A 16752-nucleotide genomic window follows, 5' to 3' on the forward strand; every position below is an offset into this window, starting at 1 on the left:
GCCGCCCGCCGGCCCGCGCCGGCCAGGCGGGGGACCGGCCGCGCCCGCGTCCGCCGCAGCGCCGCCCGCAGCCGCGGGGGATCCGGCTGGCGGACCCGCGCCGTCGGCTGCGGGTGATCACCATCGTGCTCTCGGTCGTCTTCTCGATCTTCGCCGGACGGCTGGTCCAGCTCCAGCTGCTGGACTCCGACGCGCTGGCCGCCGACGCCAACACCAACCGGTACCTGAACATCCCGATCACCGCCGAGCGCGGCTCGATAACGTCCTCCGACGGGGTCGCCCTGGCCACCACCGTCGACGCGTACGACATCACCGCCGACCCCGCGATGTTCACCCCCGAGGCCACCGGCCTCCCGGACGCCCCCGAGCAGGCCGCCGCTCTGCTGGCGCCGATCCTCGGCCTGCCCAAGGAGCGGATCGCCGCCGACCTGCACACCCCCAAGACCCGCTACAAGCGGCTGGCCGCCCAGCAGACCCCGGACGTCAAGAACCAGATCAGCGACCTCAAGTCGAGCCTGGAGAAGCAGGCCGGCTCGCGGGGCTGCCAGGCCCAGAAGCGGCTGCTGAACAAGTCCGTCGAGGACGGCGGCCGGACCAGGCTCGACAACGAGTGCGTCAACCCGCTGGCCGGGATCTTCAACCGGGACACCCAGAAGCGGGTCTACCCCTCCGACGGCCTGGCCGCCAACCTGGTCGGCTTCGTCAACGCCGAGGGCGAGGGCGCAGGCGGTCTGGAGCAGCAGTACCAGCACGAGCTGTCCGGCAAGGACGGCCACAGCAGCTACGCCCAGGCCGGCGGTCGCCTGGTGCCCACCGCCGGCGGCTCGCTGGAGCCCGCCGTGCCCGGCACCGACCTGCGACTGACCGTCAACCGCGACATCCAGTGGGCCGCCCAGCGGGCCATCACCGACCAGGTCGCCAACGCCGGGGCGGAGAAGGGCTACGTCATCGTCCAGGACGTGAAGAACGGCCAGGTGCTGGCGATGGCCTCCTCGCCGGGCTTCAACCCGAACGACCTGAGCACGGCCAGGAACTCGCAGCTCGGGAACGCGGCCCTGCAGGACGCCTACGAGCCGGGCTCCACCGCCAAGCTGATGACCATGGCGGCGGTCCTGGACACCGGCAAGGCCACCTGGGACACCAAGGTCACCGTGCCGTACCCGCTGGTCCGCGGCGACGTGGCGTTCAAGGACGACGTCCTGCACGACACCTGGTACCTCACCCTGGCCGGCGTGCTCGCCAAGTCCTCCAACATCGGCACCATCGAGGCCGCCCAGACGCTCGGCGCGACCCAGCCCGAGGCCAACCGGGTCCTCTACGACTACCTGCGCAAGTTCGGCATCGGCGAGCACACCGGCCTGGACTTCCCCGGCGAGACCGCCGGCCTGCTCGACAAGCCGGAGGACTGGAAGGCGTCCAAGCAGTACACCATCCCGTTCGGACAGGGCCTGTCGGTCAACGCCCTGCAGGCGACCTCGGTGTTCTCGACCATCGCCAACGGCGGGGTCCGGGTGACGCCCAGCGTCGTGCAGGGCACCACCGCACCGGACGGCAGGTACACCCCGGCCGCACAGGGCGCGCAGTCCCGGGTGGTCGGCGAACAGACCGCCAAGACCCTCACCGAGATGCTGGAGTCGGTCGTCTCCGACGAGCAGGGGACCGGCGGCAAGGCCGCCATCCCCGGCTACCGGGTGGCCGGGAAGACCGGCACCGCCAACCGGGTGGACCCCAAGACCGGCGGGTACCGCGGCTACACCGCGTCCTTCATCGGCTTCGCCCCGGCCGACCAGCCGCAGGTCACCGTCTCCTGCGTGATCCAGGACCCGGTCAACGGCCACTTCGGCGGCCAGCTCTGCGGCCCGGTGTTCAAGCAGGTGATGGAGTTCACCCTCAAGACCCTCAAGGTCCCGCCGAGCGGTAGCGAGGCGCCCAACCTGCCCGTCGAGTGGAAGCCGTGATCGACCATGAGCAACGACCGGGCGGGTGCGGCCGCCGGCACGGAAAAGGGCCGGTTTGGCCCTGGAAGCCCTTCGGCGGATAGCCTCTCCGCCGTGCCGAAACCCGATCAAACCACCGTGAGCCCGCCCCGCCCCGCCCGGACGGGGGCCCGGCCGCTCGCCGAGGTCGCCCGACTGCTGGGTCTCGGCCCCGTCGAAGGACCCGAGATCACCGGCGTCACCCACAACGCCCGCGAGGTCCGTCCCGGCGACGTGTACGTGGCGTTCCCGGGCGCCAACCACCACGGCGCGTCCTTCGCCGGGCAGGCCGCCGCGGCCGGCGCCGTGGCGGTGCTCACCGACCCGGCCGGCGCCGAGCTGGCCGCCGGCACCGGCCTGCCGCTGCTGGTCGTCGACCGCCCGCGGGCCCGGATGGGCGAGCTGGCCGCCGCCGTCTACGACCGGCCCTCCGAGCGGCTGCTGATGATCGGGCTGACCGGCACCAACGGCAAGACCACCACCTCCTACCTGGTCGAGGGCGGTCTGCACGGCGCCGGGCGCAGCCCCGGGGTCATCGGCACCGTCGAGATGCGGGTCGGCACCGAGCGGATCAAGAGCGAGCGGACCACCCCCGAGGCCACCGACCTGCACGCCATCCTCGCCGTGATGGGCGAGCGCGGCGCGGACGCGGTGACCATGGAGGTCTCCAGCCACGCGCTGGTCTACGGCCGCACCGACGGCGTGGTCTACGACGTGGCGCTGTTCAACAACCTCACGCCCGAGCACCTCGACTTCCACCCGGACATGGAGGACTACTTCCAGGCGAAGGCCCGGCTCTTCCAGCCCGGCAAGTCCCGCGCCGGCGTGGCCAACCTGGACGACGCGTACGGCCGCCGGCTGGCCGCCGAGGCGAAGATCCCGGTCGTCACCTTCTCCGCCACCGGCGCGCCCGAGGCGGACTGGCGCGCGGTGGACGTCCAGCTCGGCCCCGTCGGCTCGACGTTCCGGGTGCTCGGCCCCGACGGCGCCGAGGCGGACGCGGCCGTCCCGCTGCCCGGCCCGTTCAACGTCGCCAACGCGCTGGCGGCGATCGCCGTGCTGGCGACCGCCGGCCTCCCGCTGGACCGGGCCGTGGCCGGCATCGCGGCCGTTCCCGGCGTGCCGGGCCGGCTGGAGCGGGTCGACGCCGGTCAGCCGTACGTCGCGGTGGTCGACTACGCGCACAAGCCGGACGCGCTGGAGGCCGTCCTCGGCTCCCTGCGCGAGGTCACCAAGGGCCGGCTGCACGTGGTCGTCGGCTGCGGCGGCGACCGCGACCCGCACAAGCGCGCCCCGATGGGCGGCATCGCCGCCCGGCTCGCCGACACCGCCCTGCTGACCAGCGACAACCCGCGCAGCGAGGACCCGCTGGCGATCCTCGCCACCATGCTCGCCGGCGCCGCCGCGGTGCCCGAGGCCGAGCGCGGCACCGTCCTGGTCGTCCCCGACCGGGCCGAGGCGATCCAGTTGGCCATCACCCGCGCCCGGGCCGGTGACACCGTGCTGGTGGCCGGCAAGGGCCACGAGCTCGGCCAGTACGTACGAGACGAGATCCGCCCCTTCGACGACCGGGAGGTGCTGCGTGACGCCATCGGACAGGACGTCGTGGCACGGACCACGGCCGCCCGGGGCACCGGAGGAGTAGAGCAGCAGTGATCGCACTGACCCTCGCCGAGGTGGCCGCAGCAGTCGGGGGCACCCTGGCCGACGCCGACCCCGACGCCCTGGTGACCGGCCCGGTCGAGGTCGACTCCCGCAAGGTCGTCCCCGGCGGCCTCTTCGCGGCCTTCGTCGGCGAGCACGCGGACGGCCACGACTACGCCGCCACCGCCGTCGCGGCGGGCGCCGTCGCGGTGCTGGCCTCCCGCCCGGTCGGCGGCCCCACCGTCCTGGTCGACAGCGTGGTGGACGCGCTCGGCAAGCTGGCCCGCGCGGTCGTCGGCCGCGCCGGCGCCACCGTCGTGGCCCTCACCGGCTCGGCCGGCAAGACCAGCACCAAGGACCTGATCGCCCAGCTGCTCCGGCGCCTCGGCGACACCGTCTACCCGCCCGGCTCGCTCAACAACGAGATCGGCCACCCGATGACCGCCCTGCGGGTCGAGGACGCCACCCGGCACCTGGTGCTGGAGATGGGAGCCCGGCACAAGGGCGACATCGAGTACCTCACCTCGATCACCCCGCCCCGGATCGGCCTGGTGCTGAACGTCGGCACCGCGCACGTCGGCGAGTTCGGCTCGCAGGAGGCGATCGCCGAGGCCAAGGGCGAGCTGGTCGAGGCGCTCCCGGCCGACGGCGTCGCGATCCTCAACATCGACGACCGGTTGGTGCGCGCAATGGCCGCGCGCACCAAGGCCAGGGTGGTGTTCTTCGGTGAATCCCCGGACGCCCGGGTCCGCGCACAGGATGTTCGTCTGGACTCCACCGGACGGCCATCCTTCACGTTGACGACCCCCGCCGGTTCCGCACCCGTGCAGCTGCGCCTGTACGGTGAGCACCACGTCTCGAACGCCCTCGCCGCCGCAGCGGTGGCGACGGAGCTCGGGATGACCGTCGACGACACCGCCGAAGCACTGAGTGAGGCGGGTGCGCTGTCCCGCTGGCGCATGGAGGTCGTCGACCGGGCCGATGGTGTCACCGTCGTCAACGACGCCTACAACGCGAACCCCGACTCGATGCGGGCCGCGCTGCGGGCGCTGGTCTCGATGGGGGGACGAGGTCCGGAGCGTCGCCGTACCTGGGCGGTGCTCGGCGAGATGCGGGAGCTCGGCGAGGAGAGCCTGGCCGAGCACGACGCCATCGGGCGGCTCGCGGTCCGGCTGGACGTCACCAAACTGGTGGCGGTCGGCGGACGCGAGGCGGCCTGCATGGAACTGGGCGCGAGGAACGAAGGTTCGTGGGGTGAGGAGTCGGTGCTGGTGTCCGACGCGGACGCGGCGGTCGAACTGCTGCGCAGTCAGCTGCGGCCGGGGGATGTGGTGCTGGTGAAGGCGTCCCGCTCGGTGGGGCTCGAAAAGGTGGCCGAGGCGATCCTCGCGGACGGTGCGGCCCAGTAATGAAGCAGATCCTCTTCTCCGGCATGATCGGCCTGGTCCTGTCGCTGCTCGGCACCCCGGCCCTGATCAAGCTGCTCGCCCGGCAGGGCTACGGCCAGTACATCCGCGACGACGGCCCGAAGGCGCACCACAGCAAGAAGGGCACGCCCACCATGGGCGGCATCGCCTTCATCCTGGCGACGCTCATCGCCTACTTCGCCACCAAGGCGATAACGGGCGAATCCCCGACCGCCTCCGGACTGCTGGTGCTGTTCCTGACGACCGGTCTGGGACTGGTGGGTTTCCTCGACGACTACATCAAGGTCGTCAAGCGCCGTTCGCTGGGCCTGCGGGCCAAGGCGAAGCTCGCCGGGCAGTCCCTCGTCGGCCTGATCTTCGCCGTCCTGGCGCTGCAGTTCCCCGACGGCGCCGACCGCACCCCGGCCTCCCAGCACCTCTCGTTCGTCCGCGACTTCGAGTGGTCGGTCGGCCCGGTGCTGTTCGTCATCTTCGCGTACTTCCTGATCGCCGCGACCTCGAACGGCGTGAACCTGACGGACGGTCTGGACGGCCTGGCCACCGGTGCCTCGGTGATGGCCTTCGGCGCCTACACCTTCATCGGCGTCTGGGAGTACGGCCAGAGCTGCGCGTACGCCGTCTCGGCCACCTCCAACTGCTACGACGTCCGGGACCCGCTGGACCTCGCCGTGGTCGCGGCCGCCCTGATGGGCTCCTGCTTCGGCTTCCTCTGGTGGAACACCTCGCCCGCCAAGATCTTCATGGGCGACACCGGCTCGCTGGCCCTCGGCGGTGCGATGGCCGGTCTGGCGATCTGCTCGCGCACCGAGATCCTGCTGATCCTGCTCGGCGGCCTCTTCGTGATCATCACCCTCTCGGTGATCATCCAGGTCGGCTCGTTCCGGATGACCGGCAAGCGCGTCTTCAAGATGGCCCCGCTGCAGCACCACTTCGAACTCAAGGGCTGGAGCGAAGTCCTGGTCGTGGTGCGGTTCTGGATCATCCAGGGCCTCTGCGTGGCCGTCGGCCTCGGCCTCTTCTACGCGGGATGGGTGACCGGATGACCAACCCCGAGTGGGCCGGGCTGCCGGTCGCCGTCGCCGGGCTCGGAGTCTCGGGCATCAGCGCGGCCCGCGTCCTGCACGGACTCGGCGCCCGCGTCACCGTGGTGGACGGCGGCAGCGGCGAGGGCCTGAAGGCCCGCGCCGCCGAGCTGGAGGCCCAGGGGGTGACCGTCCGCCTCGGCGACGGCGACAGCCTGCCCGACGGCACCCGGCTGGTCGTCACCTCGCCCGGCTGGCCGCCGAGCAGCCCGCTGTTCGCGGCCGCCGCCGCGGCCGGCGTGGAGGTCTGGGGCGACGTCGAACTGGCCTGGCGGCTGCGCCGCCCGCTGGCCACGACCGGCGAGCCCGCTCCCTGGCTGGCCGTCACCGGCACCAACGGCAAGACCACCACCGTCCAGATGCTCGCCTCGATCCTCACGGCCGCCGGCCGGCGCACCGCCGCCGTCGGCAACGTCGGGGTCTCGGTGCTGGACGCCGTGCTCGCCGAGGAGCCGTACGACGTGCTCGCCGTCGAGCTCTCCAGCTACCAGCTGCACTGGGCGCCCTCGCTGCGCCCGTACTCGGCGGCCGTGCTCAACCTGGCCCCCGACCACCTCGACTGGCACGGCTCGATGGAGGCGTACGCCGCCGACAAGGGCCGGATCTACGAGGGCAACGTCGTCGCGTGCGTCTACAACCTGGCCGATCCGGCCACCGAGGCGCTGGTCCGCGAGGCCGACGTCGAGGAGGGCTGCCGGGCGGTCGGCTTCGGCCTCGGTGCGCCCGGCCTGTCGAACTTCGGCGTGGTCGACGGCCTGCTGGTGGACCGTGCCTTCGTGTCGGACCGGGCCAAGAACGCGGCCGAGCTGGGCTCCGTCGAGGACGTCAACCCGCCGGCCCCGCACAACATCGCCAACGCGCTCGCCGCCGCGGCCCTGGCCCGGTCCTACGGGGTGGACCCGAAGGCCGTCCGGGAGGGCCTGCGCGCCTTCCGGCCGGACGCCCACCGGATCGCCGAGGTCGGCGTCGTCGACGGCGTGACGTACATCGACGACTCCAAGGCGACCAACACCCACGCCGCCGCGGCCTCGCTCTCCGCCTACCGGCCGATCGTCTGGATCGCCGGCGGCCTGGCCAAGGGCGCGGCCTTCGACGACCTGGTCCAGGGCGCGGCCGAGCGGCTGCGCGCCGCCGTGCTGATCGGCGAGGACCGCGCGCTGATCCGGGAGGCGCTGGCACGACACGCGCCGGATGTCCCGGTGATCGAGGCGGCCGAGGGCCAGACTGGCGCGGTGGCGATGGCCGAGGTGGTCCGCGCGGCCGCCTCACTCGCCCGAACGGGTGACACGGTGCTGCTGGCCCCGGCCTGTGCCTCGATGGACATGTTCACCAACTACGGCGAGCGCGGCGACCTCTTCGCGGCGGCCGTCCGGGGGCTGGCGGACGCGTAGGGCGTGTCGGACACACCCTGAGCACGGACGGGCCCCGCACCGCGAGCCGAGGGGCCGCGCCGGATCGGAGCGGCCCGGAGGCGGGCGAGGCGCAGAGGGAGAGCGGGACGGGTGGGCGGCGGTCAGGGCAGGGCGGGTGGTTCGGGCGCACCGGAGAACGGGGCGGCCGGCCGCTGGCGGGTGATCTCCGCCACCACCACCGCCTACAAGTCGGCCGGCCCGGTGGCCCGCCTGCAGGCCTTCCGGGCCCGCGTGCGGTACGCCCTGGACCGGCCGCTCACGCCCTACCTGCTGATCGCCGGTACGGCGCTGCTGCTGGTGGCGCTCGGGCTGATGATGGTCTTCTCGGCCTCGCAGATCCTCGCGCTGGGCCAGCACCGCTCGACCCAGTTCTACTTCTTCAAGCAGCTGGTCGGGGTGCTGCTCGGCTTCGCGCTGCTGGTCGGCTTCGCCCTGGTCCCGGTGGCCGTGCTGCGGGTGATCGTCTACCCGGTGATGCTCGGGGTGATCGGCGCACTCGTCCTGGTCGCGATCCCCGGCGTCGGCGTGGAGGTCAACGGCAACCGGAACTGGCTGGATTTCGGCGTGTTCCAGTTCCAGCCGTCCGAGTTCGCCAAGCTCGCCCTGGTGCTCTGGGGCGCCGACCTGCTGGCCCGGAAGCAGAGGAACGGCACGCTCGACCAGTGGAAGCACCTGCTGGTCCCGCTGGTCCCCGGCGCCCTGCTGCTGCTCGCGCTGATCATGCTCGGCGGCGACATGGGCACCGCGATGATCCTGGTGGCCATGCTCTTCGGCCTGCTCTGGATGGTCGGCGCGCCGCTGCGGCTGTTCGTCGCGACCCTCGGCGTGGCCGTGGTGGTCTGCACCGCGCTGGTGGTCACCGTGCCGCACCGCGCCGAGCGGCTCTCCTGCATCGGCGTCACCAAACTCGACCCGGCCGGCGCCTGCTTCCAGGCCCTGCACGGCGTCTACTCGTTCGGCCTCGGCGGTCTCTTCGGTTCCGGCCTCGGCGCCGGGGTCGAGAAGTGGGGCCAGCTCCCGGAGGCGCACACCGACTTCATCTTCGCCACGACGGGCGAGGAACTGGGACTGGTGGGGACGCTGTCGGTGATCGGTCTCTTCGCGGCACTAGGCTACGCGGGTATCCGTGTGGCCATCGGCACGAAGGACCCCTTCGTCAGGTACGCCGCGGGAGCCGCCATCACCTGGCTCATGGCTCAGGCCGTGATCAACCTGGGATCGGCGCTGGGACTGCTGCCCATCGCGGGCGTCCCGCTCCCGCTGTTCTCCTACGGCGGTTCCGCCATGCTGTCGGCCATGTCCGCGATCGGGGTGCTGCTCTGCCTGGCACGCAGCAGCTCGGGAGCGAAGGCGGCCCTGGCCGCCCGGAGCAAGAACTCCCGGATCAGGAAACAGCTGGCCCGGGTGCTGCCACGACGACGAACCACAGCGCGCCCGGCCCCGGTGCCGGCACGCAGGGAGCGGTGAATTTCGGTGCATGTCGTACTCGCCGGCGGGGGGACCGCCGGTCACATCGAGCCGGCCATGGCCCTCGCGGACGCCCTCCGCAGGCATGACCCGTCCATCGGGATCACCGCCCTCGGTACCGAGCGCGGCCTGGAGACCCGGCTGGTACCCGAGCGCGGCTACCAGCTGGAGCTGATCCCGGCCGTCCCGCTGCCCCGCAAGCCCACCCCCGAGCTGATCACCGTCCCGGGCCGGCTGCGCGGCACCGTCCGGGCCGCCCAGGAGATCATCGAGCGGGTCAAGGCGGACGCCGTGGTCGGCTTCGGCGGCTACGTCGCCATGCCCGCGTACCTGGCCGCCAAGCGGGCCGGTGTGCCGATCGTGGTGCACGAGGCCAACGCCCGGCCGGGCCTGGCCAACAAGATCGGTGCGCGGTACAGCGACTTCGTCGCGGTCTCCACGCCGGACAGCAAGCTGCGCGACTCCCGGTACATCGGCATCCCGCTGCGCCGGACCATCGCCACGCTGGACCGCAACGCGTCCCGTCCGGAGGCCCGGCACTACTTCGGCCTCGACCAGCGGCTGCCCACGCTGCTGGTCTCCGGCGGCTCGCAGGGCGCACGCCGGCTCAACGAGACGATCGCCGCGATCGCCCCGCGCCTGCAGCAGTACGGCGTGCAGATCCTGCACGCCGTCGGCCCGAAGAACGAGCTGCCGCAGGTGGACGACATCCCCGGGATGCCGCCGTACCGCGCGCTGCCGTACCTGGACCGGATGGACCTCGCGTACGCGGCCGCCGACCTGATGCTCTGCCGGGCCGGCGCGATGACGGTGGCCGAGCTGGCGGCCGTCGGCCTGCCCGCGGCCTTCGTCCCGCTGCCGATCGGCAACGGCGAGCAGCGGCTGAACGCCCAGCCGATGGTGAAGGCCGGCGGCGGGCTGCTGGTCGACGACGCGGAGCTGAACCCGGACTGGGTGCTGCAGAACGTGCTGCCGGTGCTGACCGACCCGCAGAAGCTGTGGGACATGAGCCGGGCCGCCGCCGAGTTCGGCCGCCGGGACGCGGACGACCTGTTGGTCGGCATGGTCTACGAGGCCATCGAGGCAGCCCGGGGCGGCCGCCGTCGTGGCTGACGCCCGGCTCGCCGAGCCGCCCCCGGCCGGCGGCCGGGGATACCCGCACGACGAGGATCTCGGGGACGAGGAGTACACCCCCCGGCTCCGGCTCTCGCGGCGCGGTGTGGTGGTGCTGGGTTCGCTCGCGGCCGCGGTGCTGGGCGTGCTGGCGTGGTTGGTCTTCCTCTCCTCGGTCCTGGACGTCCGCAGCATCTCGGTGCAGGGCGTCCAGGACGACCGGCTGACGGCCGACCAGGTCCGCTCGGCGATCGGCGGGGTCGGCTCCGGCCCGCTGGCCCGGGTGGACCTGGCGGACGTCCGGCGGCGGGTCGAGGCGATCCCGCGGGTGGCCGGGGCCGAGGTCTGGCGGGGCTGGCCGCACACCCTGCGGGTGAAGATCACCCAGCGGTCGGCGGTCGCCGCGGTGAAGGGCGAGGACGGCCGGTTCACCCAGGTCGACGCGGGTGGCGTGAGCTTCGCCACCGAGCCGGCCGCGCCGGAGGGCGTCCCGGTGGTGGAGCTCCGGCTCAGCCAGCCCGCCAGGGACGTGGAGTCGGTGATCGGGCGGGCCCAGCTGGTGCAGGGCGCGGTGGCGGTGGCCGCCGGCCTGCCGGCCGAGGTCCGGCAGCGGGCCGGGGCCGTTCTGGTGCATTCGTACGACGATATCCAGTTGCAGCTCAGCGGGGGTGCGACGGTTCGCTGGGGAAGTCCCGAGCAGACCGATCGGAAAGCCCGGGTCCTGGTGGCGCTGCTGGGTCAGAAGGGTACGAACTTCGACGTGAGTGCGCCGGAGGCGCCGGCGGTGTCCGGATGATCCGGTAGGTTTTCTGCACAAGGGTGCGCGCGGAGCGCGTCGCTGACAGAGTGGCGGCGGGTGACGGGTGGGCTTGACGCGGTTTCGTGTCGGCCCGACCCTTGGTGGTCACCCCGGTTTCATCCGGCGGTTGATGATCACATAGGCTCAAAAGAAAAAGGGAAGCTCGGCGTGTTCGTTGAAACACGTGGCCGGAGCCACCTAGTGTCCTGTGTCACCAGCCTGTGTTCCCTGGTGATGTGACAGAGGCACAGCACTAACCCTAAAGGTCAAGTTTAGGGTTGGGGTCGGCGGTCGGCATTTCGGACATTGCGTCAGAAACCAGGCTCCCTACCCATCGACATCCGTCGGAATGACCCGTACCGGCGTCGGACCGACCCGGAAATTCGAGGCGAGAGGCCTTCGACGTGGCAGCACCGCAGAACTACCTCGCAGTCATCAAGGTCGTCGGAATCGGCGGCGGTGGTGTCAACGCCATCAACCGGATGATCGAGGTCGGTCTCAAGGGCGTCGAGTTCATCGCGATCAACACCGATGCGCAGGCCCTCCTCATGAGCGACGCCGACGTCAAGCTCGATGTGGGCCGTGAACTCACCCGGGGCCTCGGCGCCGGCGCCAACCCCGAGGTCGGCCGGAAGGCCGCCGAGGACCACCGCGAGGAGATCGAGGAGGTCCTCAAGGGGGCCGACATGGTCTTCGTCACCGCCGGCGAGGGCGGTGGCACCGGCACCGGTGGCGCCCCCGTGGTCGCCAACATCGCCCGCTCGCTGGGCGCGCTCACCATCGGCGTGGTCACCCGCCCGTTCACCTTCGAGGGCCGTCGCCGCGCCAACCAGGCCGAGGACGGCATCGCCAGCCTCCGCGAAGAGGTCGACACCCTCATCGTGATCCCCAACGACCGGCTGCTGTCCATCTCGGACCGCCAGGTCAGCGTGCTGGACGCGTTCCGCTCCGCCGACCAGGTGCTGCTCTCCGGCGTCCAGGGCATCACCGACCTGATCACCACCCCCGGCCTGATCAACCTCGACTTCGCCGACGTCAAGTCGGTCATGTCCGAGGCCGGTTCGGCGCTCATGGGCATCGGCTCGGCCCGCGGCGAGGACCGCGCGAAGGCCGCCGCCGTGATGGCGATCTCCTCCCCGCTGCTGGAGGCCTCGATCGACGGGGCCCGCGGCGTGCTGCTCTCCATCTCCGGCGGGTCCGACCTCGGCCTGTTCGAGATCAACGAGTCCGCCCAGCTGGTCAGCGAGGCGGCGCACCCCGAGGCCAACATCATCTTCGGTGCGGTCATCGACGACGCGCTCGGCGACGAGGTGCGGGTCACCGTCATCGCGGCCGGCTTCGACGGCGGCCAGCCGCCGGCCATCGTCCGCGACCCGGTGGTCAAGGCGAGCGCGGCCCCGGCCAACCCGCCGGCCTCCTCGTCGGGCGGCGCCCCCGAGCGCCCCTCCGGCCGGCCCGCGTACGGGGGCATCGGCTCGGTGACGTCCCGCCCGGACGGCGAGGGTCCGTCCCGTTCGGCGGAGGCCCCGGTCACCACCGCCGCCCCGGTTCCGCCGCAGGTGCAGCCGGCCCGTCAGCCGTACGTGGAGAGCCCGGCCGAGGAACTCGACGTCCCGGATTTCCTTAAGTGATCGATCGCGTCGCACGCGATGGTGCTCACTTCGCCTTCACCTCACGGTGGGGCGGGGTGAGCACTTCGCCGTACGGGGAGCTGAACCTCGGCGGCGCGGTGGGGGACGACCCGGCGGCCGTCCGGGAGAACCGGGGGATCGCGGCCCGTTCGCTGGGCCTGGACCCGGCCGACGTGGTCTGGATGAACCAGGTGCACGGCGCGGACGTGGCGGTGGTGACGGAGCGCCAGCCGGCGGGGGAGGCTCCCACGGTGGACGCGGTGGTCACCGACCGGCCGCTGGCGCTGGCGGTCCTGACCGCCGACTGCACCCCGGTGCTGCTGGCCGACCCGGTGGCGGGTGTCGTCGGCGCCGCCCATGCGGGCCGGCCCGGACTCGCGGCGGGGGTGGTGCCGGCGGTGGTCCGGGCCATGGTCGAACTGGGGGCCGAGCCCGGGCGGATCACCGCCGCCACCGGCCCCGCGGTCTGCGGGCGCTGCTACGAGGTGCCGGCGCCGTTGCGCGCCGAGGTCGCCGAGCGGGTGCCCGCCGCGTACGCCGAGACCTCCTGGGGAACACCGGCGCTGGACGTGCCGAACGGAGTGGCGGCCCAGTTGGCCGCTGCGGGAGTCACCGAGTTGGTGCGATCATCTGTCTGCACCCTCGAATCCGCCGATCACTACTCCTATCGTCGCGAGCAGCGCACGGGCCGGCTCGCGAGCTACGTCTGGTTGGGCTCTGATCTCTGATGACGAACGACATCTACGGACCGTTCCCGGGAAGTACCGCCGGTTTCCCCGACGCGAGCTGGTCGGCCGGGCTGACGGACGGGCAGCGGGCCCGGTACGAAGAACTGGGTACCAACCTGGACGTGGTCGAGCGGCGGATCTCCGACGCCTGTGCCGCGGCCGGGCGGGCGCGCGGGGAGGTCCGGCTGATCGTGGTCACCAAGACCTACCCGGCCGAGGACAGCGCCCTGCTGGCCGGGCTGGGCGTCACCGACGTCGCGGAGAACCGCGACCAGGACGCGGCGCCCAAGGCGGAGCAGTGCAGAAACCTTCCGCTCGACTGGCACTTCGTCGGCCAGCTGCAGACCAACAAGGTCCGCTCGGTGGTCCGGTACGCGAACCACGTGCACTCGGTGGACCGGCTCAGGCTGGTGGAGTCGCTCGGCGCGGCAGTGATCAAGGCGGACCGGCCCGAGCTGGGCTGCCTGGTGCAGGTGGCGCTGGACAAGGAGCACGGCGAGGGCGAGCACCGCGCCGGGGTGGCCCCGGCGGACGTCCTGGAGATGGCCGACGCGATCGCCGACACGCCCGGCCTCCGGCTGGGCGGTGTGATGACGGTCGCCCCGCTCGCCGGACCGCTGGCCGGGGACCCTGCCAGGGCCTTCGATCGGCTGGCGGAAATCGCAACCGCCGTACGGACGGCCCATCCTGCTGCCACGATGGTCTCCGCAGGAATGAGCGGCGATCTGGAGCAGGCCATTGCCGCCGGAGCGACACATGTGCGCGTCGGAACGGCGGTACTCGGAGTGCGGTCACCCCTCAGGTAACGTCACCGGGTAGTAGATCAGACTGCAGGACAAAATAGGACAGAAGCTAGCAGCTTATCTGAGCGCTAGCCAACCGTGGATCGCAGCTCCGCGGCCCTCTTCCACGATTTCTGACCGGGCGTCGGCCTGACGGAGTGTCGTGGGCGGACCGCGGAATCCGCAGGCGGGGTCGTACGGCCCGGCCGCCGGGAGGGAGCCGGTCCACCACAAGCGGAGGAGACAGGAGCATGGCCGGCGCAATGCGCAAGATGGCGGTCTACCTCGGCCTCGTGGAGGACGAGACGTACGACGGTCAGGGGTACGACCCCGACGACGACTACGACGCGGACCCCGAGCCGATCCGGACCGGGCGGACCGAGGACATCCCGCGTCCGGCCGCCGCGACCCCCGCTCCGGTCCCCTCGATCGCGCCGCAGCCGGTGCCGGCCGCGGTCCCGATCCGCCAGGAGACTCCGAGGATGGCCCCAGTGTCGTCCATCACACCCGAACGCCGCCACAACCTGGAGAAGAGCGCCCCGGTGATCATGCCCAAGGTAGTGAACGAACGAGAGCCCTACCGCATCACCACGCTGCACCCGAGGACCTACAACGAGGCCCGTACCATCGGGGAACAGTTCCGCGGCGGGACCCCTGTGATCATGAATCTCACCGAGATGGACGACACCGATGCGAAGCGACTCGTAGACTTCGCCGCTGGACTCGTCTTCGGTCTGCACGGCAGTATCGAGCGCGTGACGCAGAAGGTGTTCCTCCTGTCTCCTGCTAACGTCGATGTCACGGCGGAGGACAAGGCTCGGATCGCCGAGGGTGGGTTCTTCAACCAGAGCTGACCCGGCCACGACTTTACGTGTGGATCTGATCGACAGTGAGTTAGCGACAGCGAGCGGCCTCAAGGGCCGAAGAACCGGGGAGAGGGAAGCGCGATGGAGATCGTGTGGGCGGTGCTCTATTACGCACTGACCGTCTTCCTGGTGTTCCTGCTCGTGCGGCTGGTGATGGACTGGGTCTTCCAGTTCGCGCGTTCGTGGCGGCCGGGCAAGGCCATGGTCCTGGTCCTGGAGGCCACGTACACTGTCACGGATCCGCCGCTCAAGCTTCTGCGGCGGTTCATTCCGCCGTTGCGTCTCGGGGGCGTGGCGCTCGACCTGTCCTTCTTCGTACTGATGATCATTGTGTATGTCCTGATCTCGCTTGTGCGGCCCTAGTCGTAGGTGAGCGATGCGACAGGATGCCGGTGTGCCGACGATCACGTTGAGGTGAAGAGATGCCATTGACCCCCGAGGACGTTCGGAACAAGCAGTTCACGACCGTCCGCCTGCGCGAAGGCTATGACGAGGACGAGGTCGATGCCTTCCTCGACGAGGTCGAGGCGGAGCTGACCCGCCTTCTCCGCGAGAACGAGGACCTGCGCGCCAAGCTGGCCGCCGCGACCCGTGCCGCCGCGCAGAACCAGGCCAACATGCGCAAGGAGCCGCCGCAGGACGCGCGCTCCGGCGCCCCGGTGCCGGCCGCCATATCCGGCCCGCCGGTCCCCGGCCAGCAGGGTGGCCCCGGCGGCCCGCAGCAGCAGCAGATGGGCGGCCCCGGCGGCCCGCAGCAGCAGCAGATGGGTGGCCCGCAGCAGCAGATGGGCAACCAGCCGCTCGGCCTGCCGTCCGGCGCCCCGCAGCTTCCGTCCGGCCAGGGCGGCCCGATGGGCCCCGGCGGTCCGCAGCAGCAGCAGCAGCAGATGGGCCAGACCATGGGCGGCCAGCAGCAGCTGGTCCAGCCGATGGGTGGTCAGATGCTCCAGCCGATGGGTGGCCCCGGCGGCCCGCAGGGCATGGGCAACCCCATGGGCCAGGGCATGGGCCAGCAGCAGATGCAGCAGATGGGCGGCCCCATGGGCGGCCCGCAGCAGATGGGCGGCCAGCAGCAGATGGGTGGCCCGATGGGCGCCCCGATGCAGCAGCAGAGCCCCGGCGGCGACAGTGCCGCCCGCGTCCTGGCGCTCGCCCAGCAGACGGCCGACCAGGCGATCTCCGAGGCCCGTTCCGAGGCCAACAAGATCGTCGGCGAGGCGCGCAGCCGGGCCGAGGGCCTGGAGCGCGACGCCCGCGCCAAGGCCGACGCCCTGGAGCGGGACGCGCAGGAGAAGCACCGCGTCGCGATGGGCTCGCTGGAGTCCGCCCGTGCCACGCTGGAGCGCAAGGTCGAGGACCTGCGGGCGTTCGAGCGCGAGTACCGCACGCGCCTGAAGTCGTACCTGGAGACCCAGCTGCGCCAGCTGGAGTCGCAGGCGGACGACTCGCTCGCCCCGCCGCGGCTCCCGGCCACCGCGTCGCTGCCGCCGGCCGCTTCGTCGATGGCTCCGGCCGGTGCCGGTGCGATGAGCAGCCCGTCGCCGAGCTTCGGTGGCAGCCAGCCGGCGTTCGGCGGGAACCAGCCGTCCTTCGGCGGACAGGGCTCCTTCGGCGGTAACTCCGGTGGGCAGGGCTTCGGCGGTCAGGCCTCGGGTGGCAACTCGGGTGCGCCGCAGATGCAGCCGGCCGGGATGACCCAGCCGATGGCGGCCGTCCGTCCGCAGCCGCCGCAGCCGATGCAGCAGGCGCCGGCGCCGATGCGCGGGTTCCTGATCGACGAGGACGGCGACAACTAGGCGGTAGCCGACTGCCAGAGCGCCCCCGC

General features: G+C 72.0%; 14 protein-coding genes. All 14 read left to right on the forward strand.

What is annotated here, in order from left to right; translation table 11 throughout:
• Positions 1–1958: peptidoglycan D,D-transpeptidase FtsI family protein (locus ACFWOG_RS31315; RefSeq protein ID WP_380362383.1), on the forward strand; the 1958-nt coding region annotated here is incomplete at its 5' end.
• Positions 1959–1964: 6 nt separating this feature from the next.
• The gene (locus tag ACFWOG_RS31320; protein ID WP_380362385.1) at positions 1965–3632 is read left to right on the forward strand and encodes a UDP-N-acetylmuramoyl-L-alanyl-D-glutamate--2,6-diaminopimelate ligase; all 1668 of its coding nucleotides are present in this window, start codon (positions 1965–1967) and stop codon (positions 3630–3632) included.
• Positions 3629–5029 carry a UDP-N-acetylmuramoyl-tripeptide--D-alanyl-D-alanine ligase gene (gene murF / locus ACFWOG_RS31325; RefSeq protein ID WP_329952033.1) on the forward strand — a complete coding sequence of 467 codons (1401 nt, stop codon included), beginning with the start codon at positions 3629–3631 and terminating at the stop codon, positions 5027–5029. The genes ACFWOG_RS31320 and murF overlap by 4 nt, the downstream gene beginning before the upstream one ends.
• Positions 5029–6090, forward strand: coding sequence for a phospho-N-acetylmuramoyl-pentapeptide-transferase (mraY, locus tag ACFWOG_RS31330; RefSeq protein WP_329882146.1), 1062 nt, complete (start codon positions 5029–5031; stop codon positions 6088–6090). The genes murF and mraY overlap by 1 nt, the downstream gene beginning before the upstream one ends.
• Positions 6087–7520 carry a UDP-N-acetylmuramoyl-L-alanine--D-glutamate ligase gene (gene murD / locus ACFWOG_RS31335; RefSeq protein ID WP_329952034.1) on the forward strand — a complete coding sequence of 478 codons (1434 nt, stop codon included), beginning with the start codon at positions 6087–6089 and terminating at the stop codon, positions 7518–7520. Before mraY ends, murD begins: the two co-directional genes overlap by 4 nt.
• 180 nt (positions 7521–7700) lie before the next feature.
• The gene (gene ftsW, locus ACFWOG_RS31340; protein ID WP_380362393.1) at positions 7701–9008 is read left to right on the forward strand and encodes a putative lipid II flippase FtsW; all 1308 of its coding nucleotides are present in this window, start codon (positions 7701–7703) and stop codon (positions 9006–9008) included.
• Positions 9009–9014: 6 nt separating this feature from the next.
• Positions 9015–10121 (forward strand): undecaprenyldiphospho-muramoylpentapeptide beta-N-acetylglucosaminyltransferase, encoded by a 1107-nt coding sequence (gene murG / locus ACFWOG_RS31345; RefSeq protein ID WP_329952035.1) that lies wholly within the window; start codon positions 9015–9017, stop codon positions 10119–10121.
• Complete coding sequence (locus ACFWOG_RS31350; RefSeq protein ID WP_329882143.1) at positions 10114–10917, forward strand: FtsQ-type POTRA domain-containing protein; 804 nt, start codon at positions 10114–10116, stop codon at positions 10915–10917. Before murG ends, ACFWOG_RS31350 begins: the two co-directional genes overlap by 8 nt.
• 407 nt (positions 10918–11324) lie before the next feature.
• On the forward strand, positions 11325–12551 hold the full coding sequence (ftsZ, locus tag ACFWOG_RS31355; protein WP_329882142.1) for a cell division protein FtsZ: 1227 nt from the start codon (positions 11325–11327) through the stop codon (positions 12549–12551).
• The gene (pgeF, locus tag ACFWOG_RS31360) at positions 12548–13279 is read left to right on the forward strand and encodes a peptidoglycan editing factor PgeF (protein ID WP_355401586.1); all 732 of its coding nucleotides are present in this window, start codon (positions 12548–12550) and stop codon (positions 13277–13279) included. The genes ftsZ and pgeF overlap by 4 nt, the downstream gene beginning before the upstream one ends.
• A complete protein-coding gene (locus ACFWOG_RS31365) occupies positions 13279–14085 on the forward strand; it encodes a YggS family pyridoxal phosphate-dependent enzyme (protein ID WP_329952036.1) in 807 nt (268 codons plus the stop codon). The genes pgeF and ACFWOG_RS31365 overlap by 1 nt, the downstream gene beginning before the upstream one ends.
• 227 nt (positions 14086–14312) lie before the next feature.
• A complete protein-coding gene (locus ACFWOG_RS31370; RefSeq protein ID WP_327676357.1) occupies positions 14313–14915 on the forward strand; it encodes a cell division protein SepF in 603 nt (200 codons plus the stop codon).
• 93 nt (positions 14916–15008) lie between these two features.
• Positions 15009–15290 carry a YggT family protein gene (locus ACFWOG_RS31375; protein WP_030301231.1) on the forward strand — a complete coding sequence of 94 codons (282 nt, stop codon included), beginning with the start codon at positions 15009–15011 and terminating at the stop codon, positions 15288–15290.
• Positions 15291–15349: 59 nt separating this feature from the next.
• Positions 15350–16723 (forward strand): DivIVA domain-containing protein, encoded by a 1374-nt coding sequence (locus ACFWOG_RS31380; RefSeq protein ID WP_380362391.1) that lies wholly within the window; start codon positions 15350–15352, stop codon positions 16721–16723.
• Positions 16724–16752 lie beyond the last annotated feature (29 nt).

The organism is Kitasatospora sp. NPDC058406 (genome assembly GCF_042722765.1).
Taxonomy (GTDB): Bacteria; Actinomycetota; Actinomycetes; order Streptomycetales; family Streptomycetaceae; genus Kitasatospora.

Excerpts from the sequence above, each read along its gene's own strand:
- ACFWOG_RS31320 (WP_380362385.1), top strand. The coding sequence starts at position 1,965 with ATGAGCAACGACCGGGCGGGTGCGGCCGCCGGCACGGAAAAGGGCCGG.
- mraY (WP_329882146.1), top strand. The coding sequence starts at position 5,029 with ATGAAGCAGATCCTCTTCTCCGGCATGATCGGCCTGGTCCTGTCGCTG.
- murD (WP_329952034.1), top strand. The coding sequence starts at position 6,087 with ATGACCAACCCCGAGTGGGCCGGGCTGCCGGTCGCCGTCGCCGGGCTC.
- ACFWOG_RS31365 (WP_329952036.1), top strand. The coding sequence starts at position 13,279 with ATGACGAACGACATCTACGGACCGTTCCCGGGAAGTACCGCCGGTTTC.
- ACFWOG_RS31370 (WP_327676357.1), top strand. The coding sequence starts at position 14,313 with ATGGCCGGCGCAATGCGCAAGATGGCGGTCTACCTCGGCCTCGTGGAG.
- ACFWOG_RS31375 (WP_030301231.1), top strand. The coding sequence starts at position 15,009 with ATGGAGATCGTGTGGGCGGTGCTCTATTACGCACTGACCGTCTTCCTG.
- ACFWOG_RS31380 (WP_380362391.1), top strand. The coding sequence starts at position 15,350 with ATGCCATTGACCCCCGAGGACGTTCGGAACAAGCAGTTCACGACCGTC.